Genomic DNA, 19,116 nt, shown 5'->3' on the forward strand with positions numbered 1-19,116 from the left:
GGCATGGGCGGGGATTCCCACGCCCCAGTCGCGCACGTGGATGAGGACCAGGCCCGGGTTGATGGTCACGCCGACCTCGATGTGGCGCGAGGTGCCGCTGTACTTCACCGCGTTGGACAGCAGGTTGTTGAGCACCTGGCGCAGCCGGTCCGCGTCCAGCATCAGCGGCTCCAGGGGCTCCCCGTCGTGGAAGGTGAAGTCCATCTCCGGCTGGAGGTCGCGCCACTCCTGGACGAGCTCCTGGAGGAAGGGCACCAGCGCCGTGGGGGCGAGCTTCAGCTCCAGCTTTCCGTCCGCCAGCCGGGAGGCGTCCAGGATGGACGTCACCAGCCCGTTCATCCGGTCCAACTGGCGCAGGACGGCCTCCGCGGAGCGGCGCTCGTCGTCGATGCCGCGCTTCTGGACCTTGCGCAGGAGCAGCTGCGTGTTGAGCCGCGCGGAGCTCAGCGGCGTCTTCAGCTCGTGCGCCACCCAGTTGAGCATCTCCTCGCGCGCCAGGCTCACCGAACCGGCCGGCTCGCGCGCGGCCGGGGCGGCATCCGACGGGTGCGCCGCGCGGTAGCGGAGCGCGCTGCTCACGGCCTGCTCGAAGGTGGACAGGTCCACCGGCTTCGCCAGGAAGGTCTGGGCCGCTTCGCGCCCCTGGGGCCGCGCCGCGCTCAACAGCAGGAACGGCACGTCCGAAAGGGTTGGTTCGGAGCGCATGGCGTGCAGCAGCTGCATGCCGGTGCGCCGGGGCATCATGTGGTCGCTGACCACCAGGTCCGGCGTCTCCGTGCGCGCCAGCAGCAGGGCCTCTTCGCCGTTGTGCGCGCGAATCACGCGATGGCCCAGGTCCTCCACCACTTCCGAGAAGACCTCCAGGAGCGCCTCTTCATCCTCCGCGATGAGGACCAGGCTCATTCACCCAGCCCTCCAACGGTGTTCCCCAGCGGGCGGGCCTGCCCTGTCAGCAGTCCCACCGCGGAGCGCACCGGGGCGAGCACCTTCACGCCGGTGTCCTTGATCTGGAACTCGCGCAGGTCGGTGGAGTACTCGCTGTCCCGCATCTTGAGCACGGACATGATGCGGTGCATCTGGCCGTGCAGCTCCACGTAGCGCATCAGCAGCAGGTTCTCTCCCAGGATGGCCACGGGCGCATCGGTGAAGTCCAGCTCCATGCCCACGATCTTCGGCACCTCGCGGGTGAAGAGGGAGGTGACCCCCCGCATGCGCAGCCGTATCGCGAGCGAGGCCAGGAAGGTGCGCCGCCGCGCGGGGTCGATGATGGACAGCTCCAGGTCGGTGAGCCCGTCCAGCACCAGCCGCTGGACCTTGAGTTCGTCCACCTGGCGCAGGATGTCCCGCACCAGCACGTCCGCCTCGAGCTCCATGGGGGGCACGTAGCGCAGCGTCAGCTGCCCGTCGCGCAGCAACGGATCCACGTCCAGCCCCACGCGCCGGGCGCGCGCCATGAGCATGGCCGGCGCGTCGAAGAAGGAGACGAAGAGCGCCCGCTCGCCGTGGCGCGCGGCGTCCGCGGCGAAGTGCGTGGCCAGCAGCGTCTTGCCAATGCCCATGCTCCCCGCGAGCATCGTCGTGCTGAGCTCCGGCAGCCCCCCGTGCATCAGCGCGTCCAGCTCCGGCAGCCCGAAGCCCTTGCGCTTGAGCGTGGGCGGCTCGTCCCGGAACTCCAGGGGGACGGCCTCCAGGCGCGGGATGAACTCCACGCCATCCTCGTGGATGGTCATGGTGTGCTCGCCCGTCAGGTGGGGCCGGCCGCGCAGCTTCACCACCTCCACGCGGCGCACGCGGCGCGAGCCGTGGACCTGGACCGACAGTGCGACGATGCCGTCCACCGTGGTGGCCTCCGGCAGCCCCATCAGCCGCTCCAGCGGGTACTCCGTGGTGAACAGGCCGATGCAGTTGCTGGCCGCCAGCCCGATGCCCAGCTCGTAGAGGAACTCGCGCAGCCGCGCCTCGTCCTGCCAGAGGTCCCGGATGGAGCGCAGCCCGTCGATGAAGAGCATGGCCGCGCCGCGCTCGCGCACCGTCTGCAGGAGCAGGTCCCGCGCCTCCTTCGGGCCCCGCTTGAGCGAGGAGTAGGCGCTGATGATGAAGAGCTTCTCGCCCAGCAGCTCCGGCTTGAAGAAGGCGAAGCGGGACAGGGCCCCCATCAGCTTGTCGTGCGGCTCCGAGGTGACGGTGGCCAGCACCACGGGAATGCCGCGCGCCGCGGCGTTGAAGGCCACCTGGCTGCACAGCACCGTCTTCCCGGACCCCGGCGTCCCGGTGACGATGAAGGACTGGCGCGGAGGGATGCCTCCGCCCAGCAGGACGTCGAAGCTGGGAATGCCGCTCTGGAAGAGGGCGGGCTCACTGCTGGGCATGCCAGGTTCCGTCGGTCGGCGAGGGGAACATCACGCGACGCTTCCGCCGCTCGAAAGCACGCGCCGGGACAAGATGCGCATGGGGAACAGGGCCTGCCCGGGGCGCCCGCCATTTTGTTGCCGCATAACCGACACTTCCGTCGGGAGCCAGCCTTCCAAGCCCGCACGCCACGTGGAACGCCGAGGGGTGAACACCTCCGGCTCCCTGGAGAGCGGCCGGCCGGGCCTCAGCGCGACGGGGTGGGGGGCGGCGCCGCTTCGCTGGCGGTGAAGCCCCGGAAGCGCAGCAGCGCCACGGCCAGCCCCAGCGCGCAGACGCCGGAGACGTAGTGCGCGGGCGCGAGCGGGCTCTCTTTCATCGCCAGCGTGACGGCGAGCGGCGTGAAGCCGCCGAACAGCGCGTAGGCCACGTTGTAGGAGAAGGAGAGGCCGGAGAAGCGCACCGCCGGGGGGAAGGCCTGCACCATCACGGCGGGCACCACGCCCGCGACGCCCACGCAGAACCCCACGCCCGCGTAGAGCGGCACCAGGTGTTCGGGCGCGCTCGCCACGCCCCGGTAGAACAGCTGCGCGGCCACGAGCAGCACGCCCGACCCGATGGCCATGGCCCGCGTCGCCCCCAGCCGGTCCGCCAGCAGCCCGTAGCAGACACAGCCCACGGTGAGCGTGAGCGTGGCCACGCTGTTGGCCGCCAGCGCCCGCGCGGGGGGGATGCCGTGCAGCTGCTGCATCAGCGTGGGCGTCATCAGGATGACCACCACGATGCCCGCGGTGAGCACCCAGGTGAAGAGCATGGACACGACGACGGCGGGCGAGTGACCCCGGAGCACGGCCTTGAGCGGCAGCTCCTTCACCAGCGCCTTGCGCTGACGCATCTCCTCGAAGACGGGCGTCTCCTGGAGCCAGCGGCGCAGGAACACGGCGAGGAAGCCGAACACGCCGCCCACGACGAAGGGCACGCGCCAGCCGTACGCCATCACCTGCTCCGGCGTGAACGCGGTGTTGACCCCGGTGGCCACCAGCGACCCCAGCAGGATGCCCAGCGTGAGCCCGGAGGTGAGCGTCCCGCACGCCAGCCCCACGCGGTGCTCCGGCACGTGCTCGGAGACGAACACCCACGCGCCCGGCACCTCGCCGCCCACCGCCGCGCCCTGGAGCAGCCGCAGCGTGAGCAGCAAGAGCGGCGCCGCGTACCCCGCGGTGGCGAACGTGGGCAGCAGGCCCATGCACAGCGTGGGCACCGACATCAGGAAGACGCTCAGCGTGAACATCCGCTTGCGCCCGGTCCGGTCCCCGAAGTGGGCCATCACGATGCCGCCCAGGGGCCGCGCCAGGTAGCCCGCCGCGAACAGGCCGAACGTCTGCAGCTGCCGCAGCCAGTCCGCCGTCTCCGGGGGGAAGAACAGCTTCCCCATCACCGACGTGAAGAACACGAAGATGATGAAGTCGTAGAACTCCAGCGCGCCCCCCAGCGCCGCCAGGCCCAGGGTGCGGACGTCCTGGGCGGAGAGGGGACGGGGAGCGGCCAGCGGGGACGGGGCGTCGGAGGAGGGGGTCGCCATGCGCGTGAGGACCGGCAGGATATGCCGGGACACCCGCCCGGGCCCCATCCGTTACGTTGTTAAAGTGTATTCACCGTAAAACCTGTTGACACGGTGTGCGAAACTTGTGAGCCGGGCGTGAGGTCGGTATCTTCCCGGAATTACGAGTTCCGTCCGGGGAGTACAATTTGGACAGGGTTGATACCGTCACGCCTTCGCCGGCCGCACCCGGAGTGGACAGCCGCTTCGGGAAGTACCGCATGGTGCAGCGGCTGGCCGCGGGCGGCATGGCGCACATCTTCCTTGCGACCCTGGATGGGCCGGACGGCTTCTCCAAGGCGTGCGTCATCAAGCGCATCCTGCCGGAGTACGCGAACCTGGAGCCCTTCGCGCGGATGTTCGCGGACGAGGCGAAGGTGGCGGCGTTGCTCACGCACCCGAACATCGTGCAGGTGTTCGACTTCGGGAAGATCGACGGCCAGTACTACCTGGCGATGGAGTGGATTCAAGGCCAGTCGTTGGACCGCATCATGCGGCACGCGGCGGCGGCGAACATGCCGCTGGGCCCGCGCGTGACGGTGGACGTGGGCATCGCGATGTCGGACGCGCTGACGTACGCGCACGCGAAGACTCTGTCGGACGGGACGCCGCTGAAGCTGGTGCACCGGGACATCACGCCGGGCAACGTGCTGGTGTCGCGCGACGGCATCGTGAAGCTGGCGGACTTCGGCATCGTGAAGAGCTCCGTGAACCTGGAGCGCACGGTGGCGGGGGTGGTGAAGGGCAAGTACGCGTACATGTCCCCGGAGCAGATCACCAACCGGGAGCTGGACCACCGCTCGGACCTGTATTCGCTGGGCATCGTCCTCTACGAGCTGTCCACGGGGCGCCGGCTGTTCAAGCGCGACACGATGGAGGCCACCATCGTGGCCGCGTCGCAGGGGGACGTGCCGCCGCCGTCGCAGGTGGCCCCGGGCTTCCCGCCGGAGCTGGAGCGCATCCTGCTCAAGCTGCTCGCGAAGGACCCGGCGCAGCGCCACCAGACGGCGCGCGAGCTGCACGACGACCTGGAGCGCTACCGCACGGCGCAGCACTGGACGTCCGGCGGCCGGGAGCTGGCGACGCTGATGGCCACGCTCTTCCCGCCGGACGCGTCCGGCCGGGTGTCCACCGCGGTGGCGGTGCCGGGCTCCATGCCGGGCTCCTCCAGCCTGGTGGGCTCGGGCATCTCCAGCGCGCCGCGGGCCGCGGTGCCGGAGCACGCGGTGGAGCTCCAGGAGTCCAGCGCGCTGGTGCCCACCGGCGTGCTGCCGCGGAGCACCGGCACGGGGTCCACCACGGGCGTCATCCCGGCGCCGGAACAGACGGCCGCGCCCGGAGCGTTCCCCTGGGGGTTGGCCGTCGCGGCGGGCGTCGCGCTGGTGGGCAGCGCCGTGTTCTGGCTGTTCATCGCGTGAAGGGCGGGCGCATCGTGTCGTCGTGGGAAGCGGGACAACGAACGTGAAGAATCAGAAGACCTGGGTCGGCGTCATCCTGCTGGGCACCGTGGCCTTGAACGCCGGGGCGTACTGGGTGGTCCGCTCGCGCAAGGCCGCGCGGCCCGAGCCCGTCGCCACGCGGCTCCCCGTCCCCACGCCCGACGTGGCCCCTCCGCCTCCGCCCGCGGCGCCGCCGTCGGAGGACGCGAACGCGGGGCTCGTGAGGGCGTTGCGCGCGTCGGGGCTGGCCGCGCTGGAGGACCGCGACTACGACCGCGCGGTGGCGCAGTTCACGGAGGCGCTCAAGCTGCGCCCGAACGACAAGGACAGCGACCTCACGCGCCTCCTGGGCATCGCCACCGACCTGCGCTCGCGCGGCCAGTCCCATCCCGCGCAGGCGCCCACGCCGAGGGAGCCGTCGCCGGGCCGCGCGACGCCCCGCACGCGCGCCGCGAAGCTCGCCGCCGCGCGGGCCGCCCGCGAGCAGCAGTCCGCGCAGGCCGCTCCCCAGGAGGAGGCGAAGGGCGGGCTCCTGCTGGTGACGTCCACGCCGCCGGGGCTGGTGGTGATGGTGGATGGCAGGGCCGTGGACCTGACGCCCGCGCGGCTGTCGGTGTCTGCGGGCACGCACCGCGTGGTGCTCGCGCAGGGTGAGCGCCGCCTGTACGAGGAGACGGTGGAGGTGGAGGGGGACTCCGTGCGCTCGCTCAACCGCGACCTCACCGCGGAGCTGACGCCGGCCGCGCCCAAGCCGGCCGCGGTGCCCGTGGCGGCGGTGGTGCCCGCCTCGCCCCCCGCCGCGAGCCCGGCGCCCGCGGGTGGGCCCGTCGCGGCCGCGCGCACGCCGGAGCCCACGACGCCGCCGGAGCCGTCCGTGGCGAAGGCCGCCGTGGCGCAGCGGGGCGACCTGGAGGTGACGTCGCCGGGGCTCTACGGAGAGGTGTGGATCAACGGCCGGCCATATGGCTTCCCGCCCATCTCCGCCCAGGCGCTGCCTTCCGGCCCCGCGCGCGTGGAGGTCCGCGTCAACGGCGAGGTGAAGCGGCGCATGACGGTGGAGGTCGAGCCGGGCCGCAGCACCCGCGTGCGCGTGAAGTGAAACAAGGCCCCTTCGGCAACGCTTCCGCTCGCGAACGCTGCCCGAGCCGGTGAGCGGCTGCGTTCCTGCGAGCCGCGCGGCTCCTGGGCGTGGCTCATGGCGCCCGCGCTTCGTCGCGCCTCGGGTGCGCTCCTTGCTGTGCCGCCGCGAACCGGCATGCTCCGAGCACCATCGCGGTCAGCGCGCGCAGCCGGACTCCCGGACGGGCGAGCCTTGAGCCAGCATCCCGCTGATTGGAAGGACGTGACCGTGCGTCTCCGCGCTTGCATCGCACTGCTGCTGGTTCTCTCTGCCTGCGCTACGACCGGACCACCTCCCGGCGCGCGGCGACTCCAGGGTCAGAGACTCACCAATCTTGAGCGAGCGGCGAAGCTGCCCTGGGCTGACGACGGGCGGTGCGTGGTCCGCGAAGCGTCACAGCCTTGGCCCGTGCTGGTGGAGAGGTGCTATCGGGCCCTTGACCATGACCGTCTGGAGTTCCACGACACCACGGGAAGATGCGCGGTCGCCTCCGCTGACGCCGCAGCCGTGGGACTCGGGTTCTGCGTGCTGGCGGCTCCTGAGATTGCCGTGGGAGCCGTGATCGTCCTTGGCGTGGTGGTGGTCGGCGTCGCCATCAAGGAAGCGCTGGATGCCTATGAACTCCGCCACGCCTACCCCGAGGAAGCAGGGACCTCGCGAGGAACGAAGGTGGCCTCCCGGGAAGCTGAAGCGCAACGCGAGCCCAGGCTGAAGCCAGAGCCAGCGGGACAGGACTGGCAGCCCCCGGTGCCGCCTGTGCCCTTGGACCGGACGGGCCGCGCCAGTTGCGAGCCTGTTCCAGTGCCTCACGCGGGCGGAGATACCTCCCACAATGACTGCGCAGACAAGTTCCCGCCCAACCGTTATCCCGGAAGGGACGTGCTCGTGGGCGGTGTGCGCTTCGATGCGTTGCAAGTTGGCGTGCGCGTGCTGTGGGAGATCAAGACCCATCGATTCGACTCGTACAATGACTTCATCCGGAGGCAGGAGATTGTGAAGGAGTTGGAGCAAATAGAACGAGAGCAAGACGCAGCAGCGGCATGCGGATTTCGTTATGCGATAGGGGTGAGCACCCAAGCGCACAAAGACGCGTTGTTACGAGCGAACCGATTCCTCAACGTCTTCGTCACAGGATGCGAACGATGAGTACTCAGAAACGCCTCGATCTGACCGTCTACGCGCCAGTGCTCGTGGCCAATGATGGACGCACACTCGCTGTCGTCCGTGGCATGGAACGGGCGCTGCCTGGCTTGCGCCTGAATTGGGAAGTGGGCCGAGGCGGGCGCCCCATCGAGTTACCGCAACGCGACGCCTGGCTCGTTGAGGCGACACCTCGCGGAAAGCTCCCGCTCCTGTGCAATGGCGACGAGACCTACCCCGTGACGGTTTCGGGAAGGGGGAGGTCGGGACGTCTCGGACCGGGCGGTCAGCCACTGCTCGACGTCCAAGCGGAGTTGCCGCTAGATGCGGCCGTTATCGCGGCAGCGGGGGAGATGCTGGAGCGCGTAGCGGAGGGCGCTTGCGCGTTCTGGGGGCATGCGACGCCGGATGACGCTGCGCTGGACATCGCGTATCAGACAGCCCCGACGCTGGAAGGGCCGCCGTCTCCACGTCGGGGGCTGCCGGCCCTCAAGCTTCTCGAACAGATCCGCGCGCCGGAGATCCCCTACTACCTCGGGTGGCTGAACTACTGGTCGGCTGCCGCCGCGCAGGCCATCGGGTTCCCGGACCCAACCCGCGACGCAGCGCTGCTTTCACGGGCGCGGCGCACGGCGTCGGGTGGGTGGGTCGTGCAACTCACCGACGCGCCGCTCGACCTGGACAACCCCGCCCACCTGGATGCACTCAAGCGCGCCTACGAGCGCTTTCCGGAGATCGGCGGACGCGCGGCGCCATGACCTCAGGATGACGCACGCCCGCATTCGACGCAGTGCGCGTAATCCCAGAACTTTCGGACGGTGCTGGAGCGGGTACACTCGGGTTCACGCGGAGGCTGTCTCCCCCCGGGACAAGGCCCGCGTCTCCCACCTTCGAGAGGGTTGTTGCGTATGGGCTTCACCAGGCACGGGCGTCGTGTGTGTGTATGGCTTGCGCTGCTGGGCGCGGGCACGGGCTTCGCGCAGACGGAGCCCACGCTGGACCCCGGACCGCCGGAGACGCCCTCCGGAGAGGCGCAGCGCGAGGCCCAGCTGGAGGACGAGCCGGAGGTGCACAGCCAGGTGGCGTCCTTCGCCATCACGAAGCTGCACGACTCGCCGGCCGTGGTGACGGCCATCACCGCGGATGAAATCCGTGCCTCCGGTGCGCGCGACCTGATGGACGTGCTCTTGAACGTGCCCGGCTTCTTCTTCGGGGTGGACGTGCAGGGCACGGTGGGGCCGGGCTTCCGGGGCCTGTGGGGCCAGGAAGGCAAGGTGCTGCTCATCATCGACGGCAAGGAGATCAACGAGCAGCTCTACTCCACGATGCAGCTGGGGCACGAGTTCCCGGTGGAGCTGATTGAACGCATCGAAGTGGTGCGCGGCCCCGGCTCCGTCATCTACGGCGGCAACGCGGAGCTGGCCGTCATCAACGTCATCACCCGGGGCATCCAGGGCAGCACGGACGCGCTGGCGGTGGGCACGTACGGGCAGCTGTCGCACGGCCTGGGCCGCCGCAGCCTCACGCTGTCCGGGCGCAAGGTCTTCGAGAGCGTGCCGGGCCTGAGCGCCTTCGCCTCCGCGTCGCTGGGGCAGGGGCAGCGCAGCGACGCCGTCTTCGACGACTTCTACGGCGGCTCCGCGAGCATGAACGGCGCGTCGCGGATGGACCCCACGGTGGTGCAGGCCGGCGTGGGCTTCCGGGACCTCCAGTTGAGCGTGCTGTACCAGCGCCAGGACACCACGTCCGTGGTCTCCGTGGACGAGGTGCTGCCCGCGCCCGCGGACACCGACTTCGAGTCCTTCCACGCCGAGCTGAGCGACCGCTTCCGGCCCACGGACCGGATTGAAATCATCCCCCGGCTGAACCTCACGCTGGGCGAGTCCTACCGGGATTCCGACGAGTCGTCGGACTTCTTCTACGACAAGCGCTACCGCCGCCTCCGGGGCCGGGCCCTGGCGCGCTGGGCGGCGTTCGACTTCCTCCAGCTCACGGGCGGCGTGGACCTGGCGTTCGACCAGGGCCAGCTGCGGGGCCCCGCGGGCATCGGCCTGCAGGAGCCCTTCAACGGCGACGAGGACACCGTCTCCTACCGCAACGTGGCGGCCTTCGTGGAGGCGTACTCGGACAACCCCATCGCGACGGTGGTGGCGGGCGCGCGCTTCGAGGACCACAGCTTCTTTGGCAGCTCGTTCGTGCCGCGCCTGGTGCTGCTCAAGTCCTTCGGGCCGGTGAGCGGCAAGGCCCTCTACAGCCGCGCCTTCCGCGCGCCCGGCATCGAGAACATCTCCCTGGGCGAGGACGTCCGGCCGGAGCGCACCACGGTGTACGAACTGGAGGCCACCGTGCGCCTGGGCGAGGGCCAGACGTTCAGCGCGAACGCCTTCGACGTGGGCGTGACGGACCCCATCATCTACTCGTACGACGTGGACACGGGCTCGGAGGCGTACCGCAACCTGGGCCGCCTGGGCAGCCGGGGCATCGAGCTGGACTACCGGCTGCGCGGGCCGTGGGGCCGCATGCAGGCCGGCTATTCGTTCTACCGGCCGGGCGGCCGCAATGACGTGGAGGACTACCTGGTCCCCGGCGAGCCCAGGGCCTTCACCGGCCTGCCCACGCACAAGGCGACGCTCACGGGCACGGCGAAGGTGCTGCCGTGGCTGTCCGTCAGCCCCACCGCCGTGCTGGTGGGCCAGCGCTTCGCCGTGGGCGCCCCGGACGAGGAGGGCACGTCGGAGGTCCAGACCCTGACGCCCCGGCTCCTGCTCAACCTCTTCGTGCGCGCGGAGAACGTGGGGACGAAGGGGCTGGAGATTGGCGCGGGCGTCTACAACATCCTGGGCAGCGACTTCCGGGTGGCCCAGCCGTACAGCGGCGGCCACGCGCCCCTGCCGGTGTTCAGCCGCGAGTTCCTGGTGAAGCTCACGTACCTCTTCGAGCCGTCGTACGACGACGAGTAGCCTGGCCGTCAGACGGAGCGCATCCGACGTTGCGCGAGGGCGTGGCGGGGCGTAGGGAAGCCGCCTGCCATGTCCGAGAACACCCAGCTCCTCGAAGCCGTCCGCAAAGAAGCCAAGCCGGGACTCTGGTCCAGGGGCGTCAGCCTCGCCCGCGACGGGGCCGTGGCGCTCCAGTCACGCACGGCCTCCGAAATCGAGCTGCGCGTGAAGGTGGCGGGACGGGCGGTGGCCTTCACCGTCGTCCTCTACCCGGGCGACGAGGCGTGGGAGTGTGACTGCCCCAGCCCGGTGGACCCGTGCGAGCACGTCGTCGCGGCGGCCATCTCCCTGGACAAGGCGGAGAAGCAGGACGCGCCGCTGGAGGCCGTGGCGGAGCGCTGGTCGCGCGTGGTGTACCGCTTCACGCGCGTGGAGGGCGGGCTGCAGCTGCACCGCGTCCTCGCGCACGCGGACGGCACGGAGGAGCCGCTGGAGGACCTCACGGGGCGCATCGCGAAGCCCCAGGGCGGCGTCACGTTGCAGGTGGAGCAGGTGGACCTGGTGATGGAGCGCCTGCTGGAGCGGCGCACCCGGGGGCCGCTGCTGGCGGAGAAGCTGGACGCGCTGCTGCGGGCCCTGGAGCCCGCGCGCAACGTGCTGCTGGATGGCCGGCCGGTGGCGGTGTCCAGCGAGGTGCTGCCCCCGCGCGCGAAGGTGGAGGACAAGGGCCAGCAGTGGGTCATCACCATCACGCGCGACCCGCGCATCACGGAGGTGGTGAGCCCCGGCGTCGCGCTGACGGCGGAGTCCCTGGTGCGCCTGGGCGAGACGGCCATGACGGGCGCGTGGCTCCAGCACCTGCCGCTGGTGCGCACCTATTCACCGGAGCAGCTGGGCGAGCTGTCCGCGAAGATCCTCCCGGAGCTGGCGCGGCGCATGCCGGTGGACATGAAGAGCCGCCGCCTGCCGCCGCTGGACCGCGACCTCAAGCCGCGCATCCTGCTGGAGCTGAACCAGCTGACCCAGGGGCTGTCGGTGCTGCCCACGCTGGTGTACGGCGCGCCGCCGTCGGTGCGCATCGACAACGGGCGCATGGTGTACCTGCGCGGCGCGGTGCCGCTGCGCGACGAGGCCGCGGAGCAGAAGCTGCTGCACCAGCTGCGCGACGAGCTGAACCTGGTGCCCGGCCGCCGGCTGACGGTGCAGGGCCCGGAGATGATGCGCTTCGCGGACAAGCTGCGGAAGTTCCGGGGCGACCTGGGCGGCGACGCGGCGGGCATCGTCAGTCCGGACATGCGCCTCAAGCCGTCCCTGCGCGTGGAGGGCGGCGCGTCCGGCGCGGGCGTGCCGGAGGTGCGCTTCACGCTGGAGTTCGAGGTGGAGGGCGGCAAGGGCGGCGCGCGCACGGTGGACGCCGCGGCCGTGGTGCGGGCGTGGACGGAGGGGCTGGGGCTGGTGCCCCTGGACGGAGGCGGCTGGGCGCCGCTGCCGCGCGCGTGGCTGGACAAGAACGGGCAGCGCGTCGCGGACCTCCTGGCCGCGCGCCAGGCGGACGGCCGCGTCGCGAACCACGCGCTGCCGGAGCTGACCCAGCTGTGCGAGTCGTTGGACCAGCCGCCGCCCCCGGGCCTGGACAAGCTGGCCCCGCTGGTCGAGGGCTTCGAGAAGCTGCCGCCGCCGGTGCTGCCCGCGGAGCTCAACGCCACGCTGCGCGCGTACCAGCAGCAGGGCGTCAGCTGGCTGTCGTTCCTCAAGGGCGCGGGGCTGGGCGGCATCCTCGCGGACGACATGGGCCTGGGAAAGACGCTCCAGACCATCTGCATCCTGGGCCCGAAGTCGCTGGTGGTGTGCCCCACGAGCGTGCTGCCCAACTGGGTGGCGGAGCTCCAGCGCTTCCGGCCGTCCCTGAAGGTCTGCGTGTACCACGGCCCCGGCCGCAAGCTGGACCCCACGGCGGACATCACGCTCACCACGTACGCGCTCTTGCGCCTGGACGCGCCGGTGCTGGGCGCGCCCACGTGGGAGGCGGTGGTGCTGGACGAGGCGCAGGCCATCAAGAACCCGGAGAGCCAGGTGTCGCGCGCGGCGTTCGGGCTCAAGGCGAACCTGCGGCTCGCGCTCAGCGGCACGCCGCTGGAGAACCGCCTGGATGAGCTCTGGAGCCTGATGCACTTCACCAACCCGGGCCTCCTGGGCGGCCGCCGCCAGTTCGAGGAGAAGACGGCGCAGCCCATCGCGGACGGCAAGCCGGGCGCGGCGGAGGGCCTGCGCCGCCGCATCCGTCCGTTCATCCTGCGCCGCCTCAAGAAGGACGTGGCGCCGGAGCTGCCGCCGCGCACGGACTCCGTGATGCACGTGCAGCTGGATGAGCGCGAGCGCTCCGTCTACGACGCGGTGATGGCCGCGACGCGCGCGGAGGTCGTCGCGCTGCTCAACGAGGGCGGCAGCGTGCTCAAGGCGCTGGAGGCCCTGCTCCGGCTGCGGCAGGCGGCCTGCCACTCCGCGCTGGTGCCGGGCCAGCACGCGAAGACGTCTTCGAAGGTGCAGACGCTGGTGGACGCGCTGGAGACGGCGGTGTCGGAGGGCCACAAGGCGCTGGTGTTCTCGCAGTGGACATCGCTCTTGGACCTCATCGAGCCGGGCCTCAAGGGCGCGGGCATCGGCTTCGAGCGGCTGGACGGAGCGACCGCGAACCGCGGCGAGGTGACGTCCCGGTTCCAGGGACAGGACGGCGCGCCGGTGCTGCTCATGTCGCTGAAGGCCGGCGGCACGGGCCTGAACCTCACGGCGGCGGACCACGTGTTCCTGATGGACCCGTGGTGGAACCCGGCGGTGGAGGCGCAGGCTGCGGACCGCGCGCACCGTATCGGGCAGGAGCGGCCGGTGATGGTCTACCGGCTGGTGTCCCAGGGCACGGTGGAGGAGAAGATCCTGGGCCTCCAGGAGAAGAAGCGCGCCCTGTTCGAGGCCGCGCTCAGCGAGGCCTCGGGCGCCGCCGCCATCACCCGCGAGGACCTGCTCCAGCTCTTCGCGTGAGCGGGCGCCTCACTTCGCGAACGTCACCGCCACCTTCGCGGCATCCGGGTCGCTGAAACGCAGGAGGTCCTCGCCCTCCTGCACCAGCGCGTCGCGGACGGGCTTCTTCAGCGGATCAAAGGCGTTGCAGACCAGCGTCGCGGCGCCCTTCTTGCGCTCGGTGGTCCAGGTGCCCGCGGTGCGCCCGTCCACCAGGAACACGTTCAGCACGCGCAGGTTCTTCGTGGACAGCAGCGCGCGGTGCGCCTCGGGGACGACGCGGGTGCGGTCCGCGTGGGAGAGGATGAGGTTGTCGAAGTCCGGCAGGAAGCGCACTGGCGCGGGCGTGTCCTCGGGCGGGCGCGGGGCCTTGGGCAAATCAAAGAGGACGCGCTTCTTCTCGTCGCGGAACTCCACCAGCTGGCCGCGCACCTTCTCGAAGGCGTCCTTCAGGGGCTTGATGCCGGACCAGGCCTGCATGTCCGCCACCGTGGCGGGGCCGAAGGCGGCCAGGTAGCGCAGCACCAGCGGCGACGCGTCCTCGTCGGTGGAGAGCTTCTCGCCCAGCCACGACTCCGCAAGCGTGAAGCCTGCGTTGCCGGGCCAGCCCCACTCCAGCCCCTCCTCGGGCACCTGGACCAGGGGCAGCAGCATGCGCGTGGCGAAGCCCATGGCCCGCTCGTCGCCGTCCACGTGGTGCTTCATGAGATGCGCGCGCACCTCCTCGAAGGTGCGGGGCTGCTCTTCCAGAAAGGGCTTCGCGGTGGCCAGCAGCGCGGGCAGGTCCAGCGCGGTGGCGCGCTCCTTCAGCACGGAGCGCAGGGCGGCGGTGAGCAGGGGCACGAAGAGGCCGCGGTAGCGCAGGTAGTCCTTCGCGGTCATCAGGTGCAGCGTGCCGCGCATCATCGTGCCGCGCGCCAGCTCCCGCTTCAGCGCCAGCTTCGTGAGCTGGTCGCGCTGGAAGCCCTGGAGCCGGGACCACAGGGCCAGGTACGGCGGTCGCGCGAGCTGGGCCTGGAGCCCCACCAGGTGCTCGATGGCGCGCGGCACCGTCATCTTCTCGCGCGTGAGCAGCAATTGACGCGCGAGCGTGGCGCGGTTGAGGGCCTGCGGGGACAGGACGTCGCTGGGCATGCGCCCGAGCATACCCAGCGGCCTTCAGCGCGTGAGCGCGGGAATCACCTTCGCGCCGAACGCTTCGATGAACCCGTCCTGGTCGCGGTTGACGTTGTGCAGGTACAGCCGGTCGAAGCCCAGGCGCAGGTCCTCGCCCAGCCAGTCCACGTGCTGCTGGAGGCTGCTGGAGACGCGCAGCGGGCCGTCCAGGTCGTGCGGCTGGACCACGCTCGCGGCCTCCGCGAACTGCGCCGGTGAGCGCAGGTCGGCGAGGACGCCGCTGGCGAAGATGTTGGCCGCCCACTGGTTGCAGGCGCCCTCGCGGGCGAGCTCGTCGTCGGACGCGTAGGACAGCTGCACCTTGAGGAACATCGGCTTGCCCTCACCGCCGCCCTTGCGGAAGGCGTCCACCACCTGGCGCAGCTCCTCCGGGGGGCGCGCGGTGGTGATGAGGCCGTCCGCCCAGCTTCCCACCCACTCGGCCGTCCTGGGCGTGATGGCGGCGCCTACCAGCAGGGGCATGTCCCTGGGGCGCGTGTAGAGCTTCGCCTCCTCCACGGTGACGAGCCCACGGTGGGTCACTGTCTCGCCGCGGAAGAGGGCGCGCATGATGTCCACGCACTCCTTCAGGCGCGCGTTGCGCAGGTCCTTGGCGGGCCAGCCGGTGCCGGTGATGGCCTCGTTGAGGTACTGGCCGCTGCCCAGCGCCATCCATGCCCGGCCGGGGAACATCTCGTTCAGGGTGGCCAGGGCCTGCGCGACGATGGCCGGGTGGTAGCGCTGGCCCGGCGCGGTGACGGAACCGAAGGACAGCCCGGTGGTCGCGAGCGCGGCGCCCATGAACGCCCAGGCGAAGCCGCTCTGGCCCTGCGCCTCCGTCCACGGGTGGAAGTGGTCGGAGTTGAGCGCGGCCTGGAAGCCCGCGCCTTCCGCCTTCTGGGACAGGCGCAAGAGTTCGCTGGGGGGAAACTGTTCGTGAGACGCGTGGAAGCCGATGAGAGGCATGGGTGCGCGCACCCTGGGGCGGGAGCGCTCCCACCGCGAGGCCCGTCTTCGCGCGAGTGTTGGCTGAACGAAGTCCGCTTGCCCCCGGGTGTGGGGTTCCGCACGGCCGTCTCATCCGAAGGACCGACGCCGGGGAGGGGAGGGCTAAACGGGAAGGATGATTGAAGACCTCTGGTACAAGAACGCGGTCGTCTACTGCCTCGACGTCGAGACGTTCATGGACGGCAACGGCGACGGCGTGGGGGACTTCAAGGGCCTCAAGCGCAAGCTGGACTACCTGGCGGGCCTGGGCATCACGTGCCTGTGGCTGTTGCCCTTCCAGCCCACGCCCAACCGCGACAACGGCTACGACATCAGCGACTACTACGGCGTGGATCCGCGCCTGGGGGACCTGGGCGACTTCGTGGCCTTCACCCACGAGGCGAAGCTGCACGGCATCCGCGTCATCATCGACCTGGTGGTGAACCACACGTCGGACCAGCACCCGTGGTTCCAGGCGGCGCGCAAGGACCCCGACAGCCCCTACCGCGACTACTACGTCTGGGCGAAGAAGAAGCCCAAGGACGCCAACAAGGGCATGGTCTTCCCGGGCGTGCAGCCCTCCACGTGGTCGTACGACAAGGAGGCGCGCCTCTGGTACTTCCACCGCTTCTTCGACTACCAGCCCGACCTCAACGTGGCGAACCCGGAGGTGCGCGAGCAGATCCTCAAGGTCATGGGGTTCTGGCTGGAGTTGGGCGTGTCCGGCTTCCGCGTGGACGCGGTGCCCTTCCTGGTCGAGCTGAAGGGCTTGAAGAACCCCGACGTGAAGAACCCCTACAAGCTGCTGGAGGAGATGCGCGAGTTCCTGTCGTGGCGAAAGGGCGACGCCATCCTGCTCGCGGAGGCCAACGTCACCATGGACGAGGTGATGGAGTTCTTCGGCGACAACGACCGCATGCAGCTGGTCTTCAACTTCCTCGCCAACCAGAACTTCTACCTGGCGCTCACGCGCGGGGACGTGACGCCGCTGGTGCAGGCGCTGAAGTCGGCGCCCAAGCTGCCGCACACCGCGCAGTGGGCCAACTTCCTGCGCAACCACGACGAGCTGGACCTGGGGCGCCTGTCGGACAAGGACCGGCTGGAGGTCTTCGAGGCGCTGGGGCCGGACAAGGGCATGCAGCTGTATGACCGGGGCCTGCGCCGCAGGTTCGCGTCGATGCTGGACGGGGACCGCCGCCGCATCGAGGTGGCCTACAGCCTGATGTTCTCGCTGCCGGGGACGCCGGTCATCTGGTACGGCGACGAGCTGGGCATGGGGGAGAACCTGGCGCTGGTGGAGCGGCAGGCGGTGCGCACGCCCATGCAGTGGAGCCCGGAGCCGCACGGCGGCTTCACGCTGGCGGAGACGCCGGTGAAGCCCCTGGTGTCGGACGGCCCGTTCGGCTTCCAGCACGTGAACGTGGCGCAGCAGCGGCGCGACCCGGCCTCGCAGCTCAACTGGACGGAGCGCATCATCCGCGCGCGCAAGGAGTGCCCGGAGCTGGGGTGGGGCGCGTGGAAGGTGCTGCGCACGGGCAACAAGGGCGTGCTGGCCATCCGGTACGACTGGAAGGGCAACGCGATGGTGGTGCTGCACAACCTGTCGTCCCGGCCCTGCACGGTGAAGCTGGACGTGGGCGGCGACGAGCCGTGCACCCTCTTCAACGTGCTGAGCGAGGGCCACTCCAGGCCCGAGGACGACGGGCGCCACGTGCTCACGCTGGAGGGCTACGGCTACCGCTGGTTCCGCGTGGGATTGGAGAACCCGGCGCGCAAGCACCGGACGGAGCCGCTGCCCTGAAGGTGAGGGAAGCGGCCCCGCCGGTGTCACCGCGTCAGCGGCTTCAGTTCATCTCCACCTTCTGGAAGAGCCGCTCCGGCGGGGCGACGCCGTCGGAGAAGTCCAGGATGGTGGTGTAGTAGGTGGGGTCCCACGCGGAGCCGTAGAGCACCTGGTCGTGGCCCAGGCCGCGCCAAGGAGCTAATGCCCGGATCCGCCCCACCGCGCCTTTTCACGCTGGATAGGATGCGCCGATGCTCCTTTCCAAGAACGACTTCCTTGCGCGCGCGGAGGCCACGCTCGCCCGACTGGACGGTCCCCTCCGGGATGCGCTCTGCCATCAGGGCACGCCCCTGGTCACGACCCTGGGGAGGGCGTTCCCCAAGGACGCGCCCCTTGAGCCCGCCGCGCTCGCGAAGGCGCTGTGTCCCGGGCCTGTGTCGCATGTTGGCCTGGCCGCCGTGGTGATGCGTGAGTTCCTTGCGCCCGTGGACGCCGTACTGGATGCGTCACTGTCCAAGGCCACGGTCCTGATGGGCAACGCGAAGGCTCCCGGCTCGCTGCTCGTCACCTGTCCCCTCCTCGTGCTGGGCGACCTGGAGGTCGATGGATTCCTGGACGACTGCGGACCGGATTCGACCATCGTGGTCCTGGGCCGCTGTGTCGCACAGGGACTGCGGACGTCGGGGAACTTCCTGGTCCTGGGCGACCTGGTGGTCCGGGACGTCATCCAGGGCGTCTACAACGATGAGAGCCTCATCGTGGCGGGCAACCTGGAGACGCGCTTCCTGGATGAGAATGATCACGAGGTCGCGTGCTACGGAGAGTTCCGCACGGAGCATCGCTTCGAGAACGGGCGCTCCGGCGAGGAGGCCGCATCGCGGGCCTCCGCCTTCCTGGTGCCCGGCCTCTGGAACATCGACCTCGGCGAAATCGACCACGACGAGCTCTTCGCACGCATCCGGCGGAACGAACCGGTCTTCACCGAAACGAAGAAGCACGCTTGAGGTGAATGGCCTCAAGGGACGTTGCCTGCCGCACGTCGGTTCGAGCCCCACGACGCCAAGGAACTCAAGCCTCGGCGATCGCGTCAAACGAGCCCTGGGGTAAGAGGTGCCCCGCCATGAGCCACGCACCTTCAGAATCGTCGCTTCCTTCGCGTGTCGCGCTGCGCTGCGCGGTCGCGTTCGCCGTGCTGTACGCCTGCTACGAGGCGCCGGAGGGCATTGGCGGACGGCTGCTGGGAAACGCCGTGGTGGCGGCGGTGATGATGACGCTGTTCCACGCCGTGGCCTGGGGCGTGGGCCGGTGGCTGGGCTACCGCAATGGCTTCCATGCGTATGCGTTGGAGTGGCGCGGTTCCGCGCTCGCGCGGGCACTGGCGGTGATGCTGGTGCTCAAGCCGGTGTCCGTGCTGGTGGGCGTGTCGCTGGGCTTGATGCGCGCGCAGCCGTTGGACAAGCCGCTGATGGGCACGGCGCTGCTGGTGGCGGTGCTGGGCGTCGCGGTGTCCACGTTCGTGCCGTCGGTGGCGGAGGACATCGTGGCGCGGGGTTTCTGGTACCGCGCGTGGCCGGTGGCGGGGCAGGGGG

At 70.5% G+C, this 19,116-nt stretch carries 15 protein-coding genes; 9 read left to right on the forward strand and 6 right to left on the reverse strand.

The window, feature by feature from the left end; all coding sequences use genetic code 11:
* The 3 genes from D7W79_RS20890 to D7W79_RS20900 all read right to left on the reverse strand — a co-directional run.
* Positions 1–903, reverse strand: a 903-nt coding sequence (locus D7W79_RS20890; protein WP_120527149.1) for an ATP-binding response regulator, incomplete at its 3' end; no start/stop codon positions are given.
* Positions 900–2,369, reverse strand: coding sequence for an ATPase domain-containing protein (locus tag D7W79_RS20895; protein ID WP_120527150.1), 1,470 nt, complete (start codon positions 2,367–2,369; stop codon positions 900–902). The genes D7W79_RS20890 and D7W79_RS20895, both read right to left, overlap by 4 nt.
* Before the next feature lie 227 nt (positions 2,370–2,596).
* The gene (locus D7W79_RS20900) at positions 2,597–3,931 is read right to left on the reverse strand and encodes an MFS transporter (protein ID WP_120527159.1); all 1,335 of its coding nucleotides are present in this window, start codon (positions 3,929–3,931) and stop codon (positions 2,597–2,599) included.
* 167 nt (positions 3,932–4,098) lie between these two features.
* Here D7W79_RS20900 and D7W79_RS20905 point away from each other — a divergent pair, with 167 nt between their 5' ends.
* From D7W79_RS20905 to D7W79_RS20930, 6 genes are all read left to right on the forward strand, one after another.
* Positions 4,099–5,367, forward strand: coding sequence for a serine/threonine-protein kinase (locus tag D7W79_RS20905; protein WP_120527151.1), 1,269 nt, complete (start codon positions 4,099–4,101; stop codon positions 5,365–5,367).
* 43 nt (positions 5,368–5,410) lie between these two features.
* Positions 5,411–6,487: a PEGA domain-containing protein gene (locus tag D7W79_RS20910; protein ID WP_120527152.1), complete on the forward strand. Its 1,077-nt coding sequence runs from the start codon at positions 5,411–5,413 to the stop codon at positions 6,485–6,487.
* Positions 6,488–6,916: 429 nt separating this feature from the next.
* Positions 6,917–7,654, forward strand: a complete 738-nt coding sequence (locus D7W79_RS20915) for a DUF6310 domain-containing protein (RefSeq protein ID WP_439099219.1) — start codon at positions 6,917–6,919, stop codon at positions 7,652–7,654.
* The gene (locus tag D7W79_RS20920) at positions 7,651–8,406 is read left to right on the forward strand and encodes a DUF5953 family protein (protein ID WP_120527153.1); all 756 of its coding nucleotides are present in this window, start codon (positions 7,651–7,653) and stop codon (positions 8,404–8,406) included. Before D7W79_RS20915 ends, D7W79_RS20920 begins: the two co-directional genes overlap by 4 nt.
* A gap of 177 nt (positions 8,407–8,583) precedes the next feature.
* Positions 8,584–10,608: a TonB-dependent receptor plug domain-containing protein gene (locus D7W79_RS20925; protein WP_244221880.1), complete on the forward strand. Its 2,025-nt coding sequence runs from the start codon at positions 8,584–8,586 to the stop codon at positions 10,606–10,608.
* 69 nt (positions 10,609–10,677) lie between these two features.
* A complete protein-coding gene (locus D7W79_RS20930) occupies positions 10,678–13,623 on the forward strand; it encodes a DEAD/DEAH box helicase (protein ID WP_120527155.1) in 2,946 nt (981 codons plus the stop codon).
* Positions 13,624–13,632: 9 nt separating this feature from the next.
* Here the strand turns inward: D7W79_RS20930 and D7W79_RS20935 are convergent, their stop codons facing one another.
* Both D7W79_RS20935 and D7W79_RS20940 read right to left on the reverse strand, forming a co-directional pair.
* Entirely contained in the window at positions 13,633–14,736 is a 1,104-nt protein-coding gene (locus tag D7W79_RS20935; RefSeq protein WP_120527161.1) for a winged helix DNA-binding domain-containing protein, read from the reverse strand.
* A 24-nt stretch (positions 14,737–14,760) separates the two neighbouring features.
* Positions 14,761–15,723 (reverse strand): TIGR03885 family FMN-dependent LLM class oxidoreductase, encoded by a 963-nt coding sequence (locus D7W79_RS20940; protein WP_120527156.1) that lies wholly within the window; start codon positions 15,721–15,723, stop codon positions 14,761–14,763.
* Positions 15,724–15,880: 157 nt separating this feature from the next.
* Here D7W79_RS20940 and D7W79_RS20945 point away from each other — a divergent pair, with 157 nt between their 5' ends.
* Positions 15,881–17,545: an alpha-amylase family protein gene (locus D7W79_RS20945; protein WP_120527157.1), complete on the forward strand. Its 1,665-nt coding sequence runs from the start codon at positions 15,881–15,883 to the stop codon at positions 17,543–17,545.
* A 43-nt stretch (positions 17,546–17,588) separates the two neighbouring features.
* Here the strand turns inward: D7W79_RS20945 and D7W79_RS43730 are convergent, their stop codons facing one another.
* Positions 17,589–17,747: a hypothetical protein gene (locus D7W79_RS43730; RefSeq protein ID WP_158617011.1), complete on the reverse strand. Its 159-nt coding sequence runs from the start codon at positions 17,745–17,747 to the stop codon at positions 17,589–17,591.
* A 31-nt stretch (positions 17,748–17,778) separates the two neighbouring features.
* Between D7W79_RS43730 and D7W79_RS20950 the strand changes: the two genes are divergently transcribed.
* Complete coding sequence (locus D7W79_RS20950) at positions 17,779–18,531, forward strand: hypothetical protein (RefSeq protein ID WP_120527158.1); 753 nt, start codon at positions 17,779–17,781, stop codon at positions 18,529–18,531.
* 116 nt (positions 18,532–18,647) lie between these two features.
* The coding region (locus D7W79_RS20955; RefSeq protein WP_208729790.1) for a hypothetical protein at positions 18,648–19,116 on the forward strand (469 nt) is incomplete at its 3' end.

The organism is Corallococcus exercitus, from assembly GCF_003611585.1.
GTDB classification, from domain to species: Bacteria; Myxococcota; Myxococcia; order Myxococcales; family Myxococcaceae; genus Corallococcus; species Corallococcus exercitus.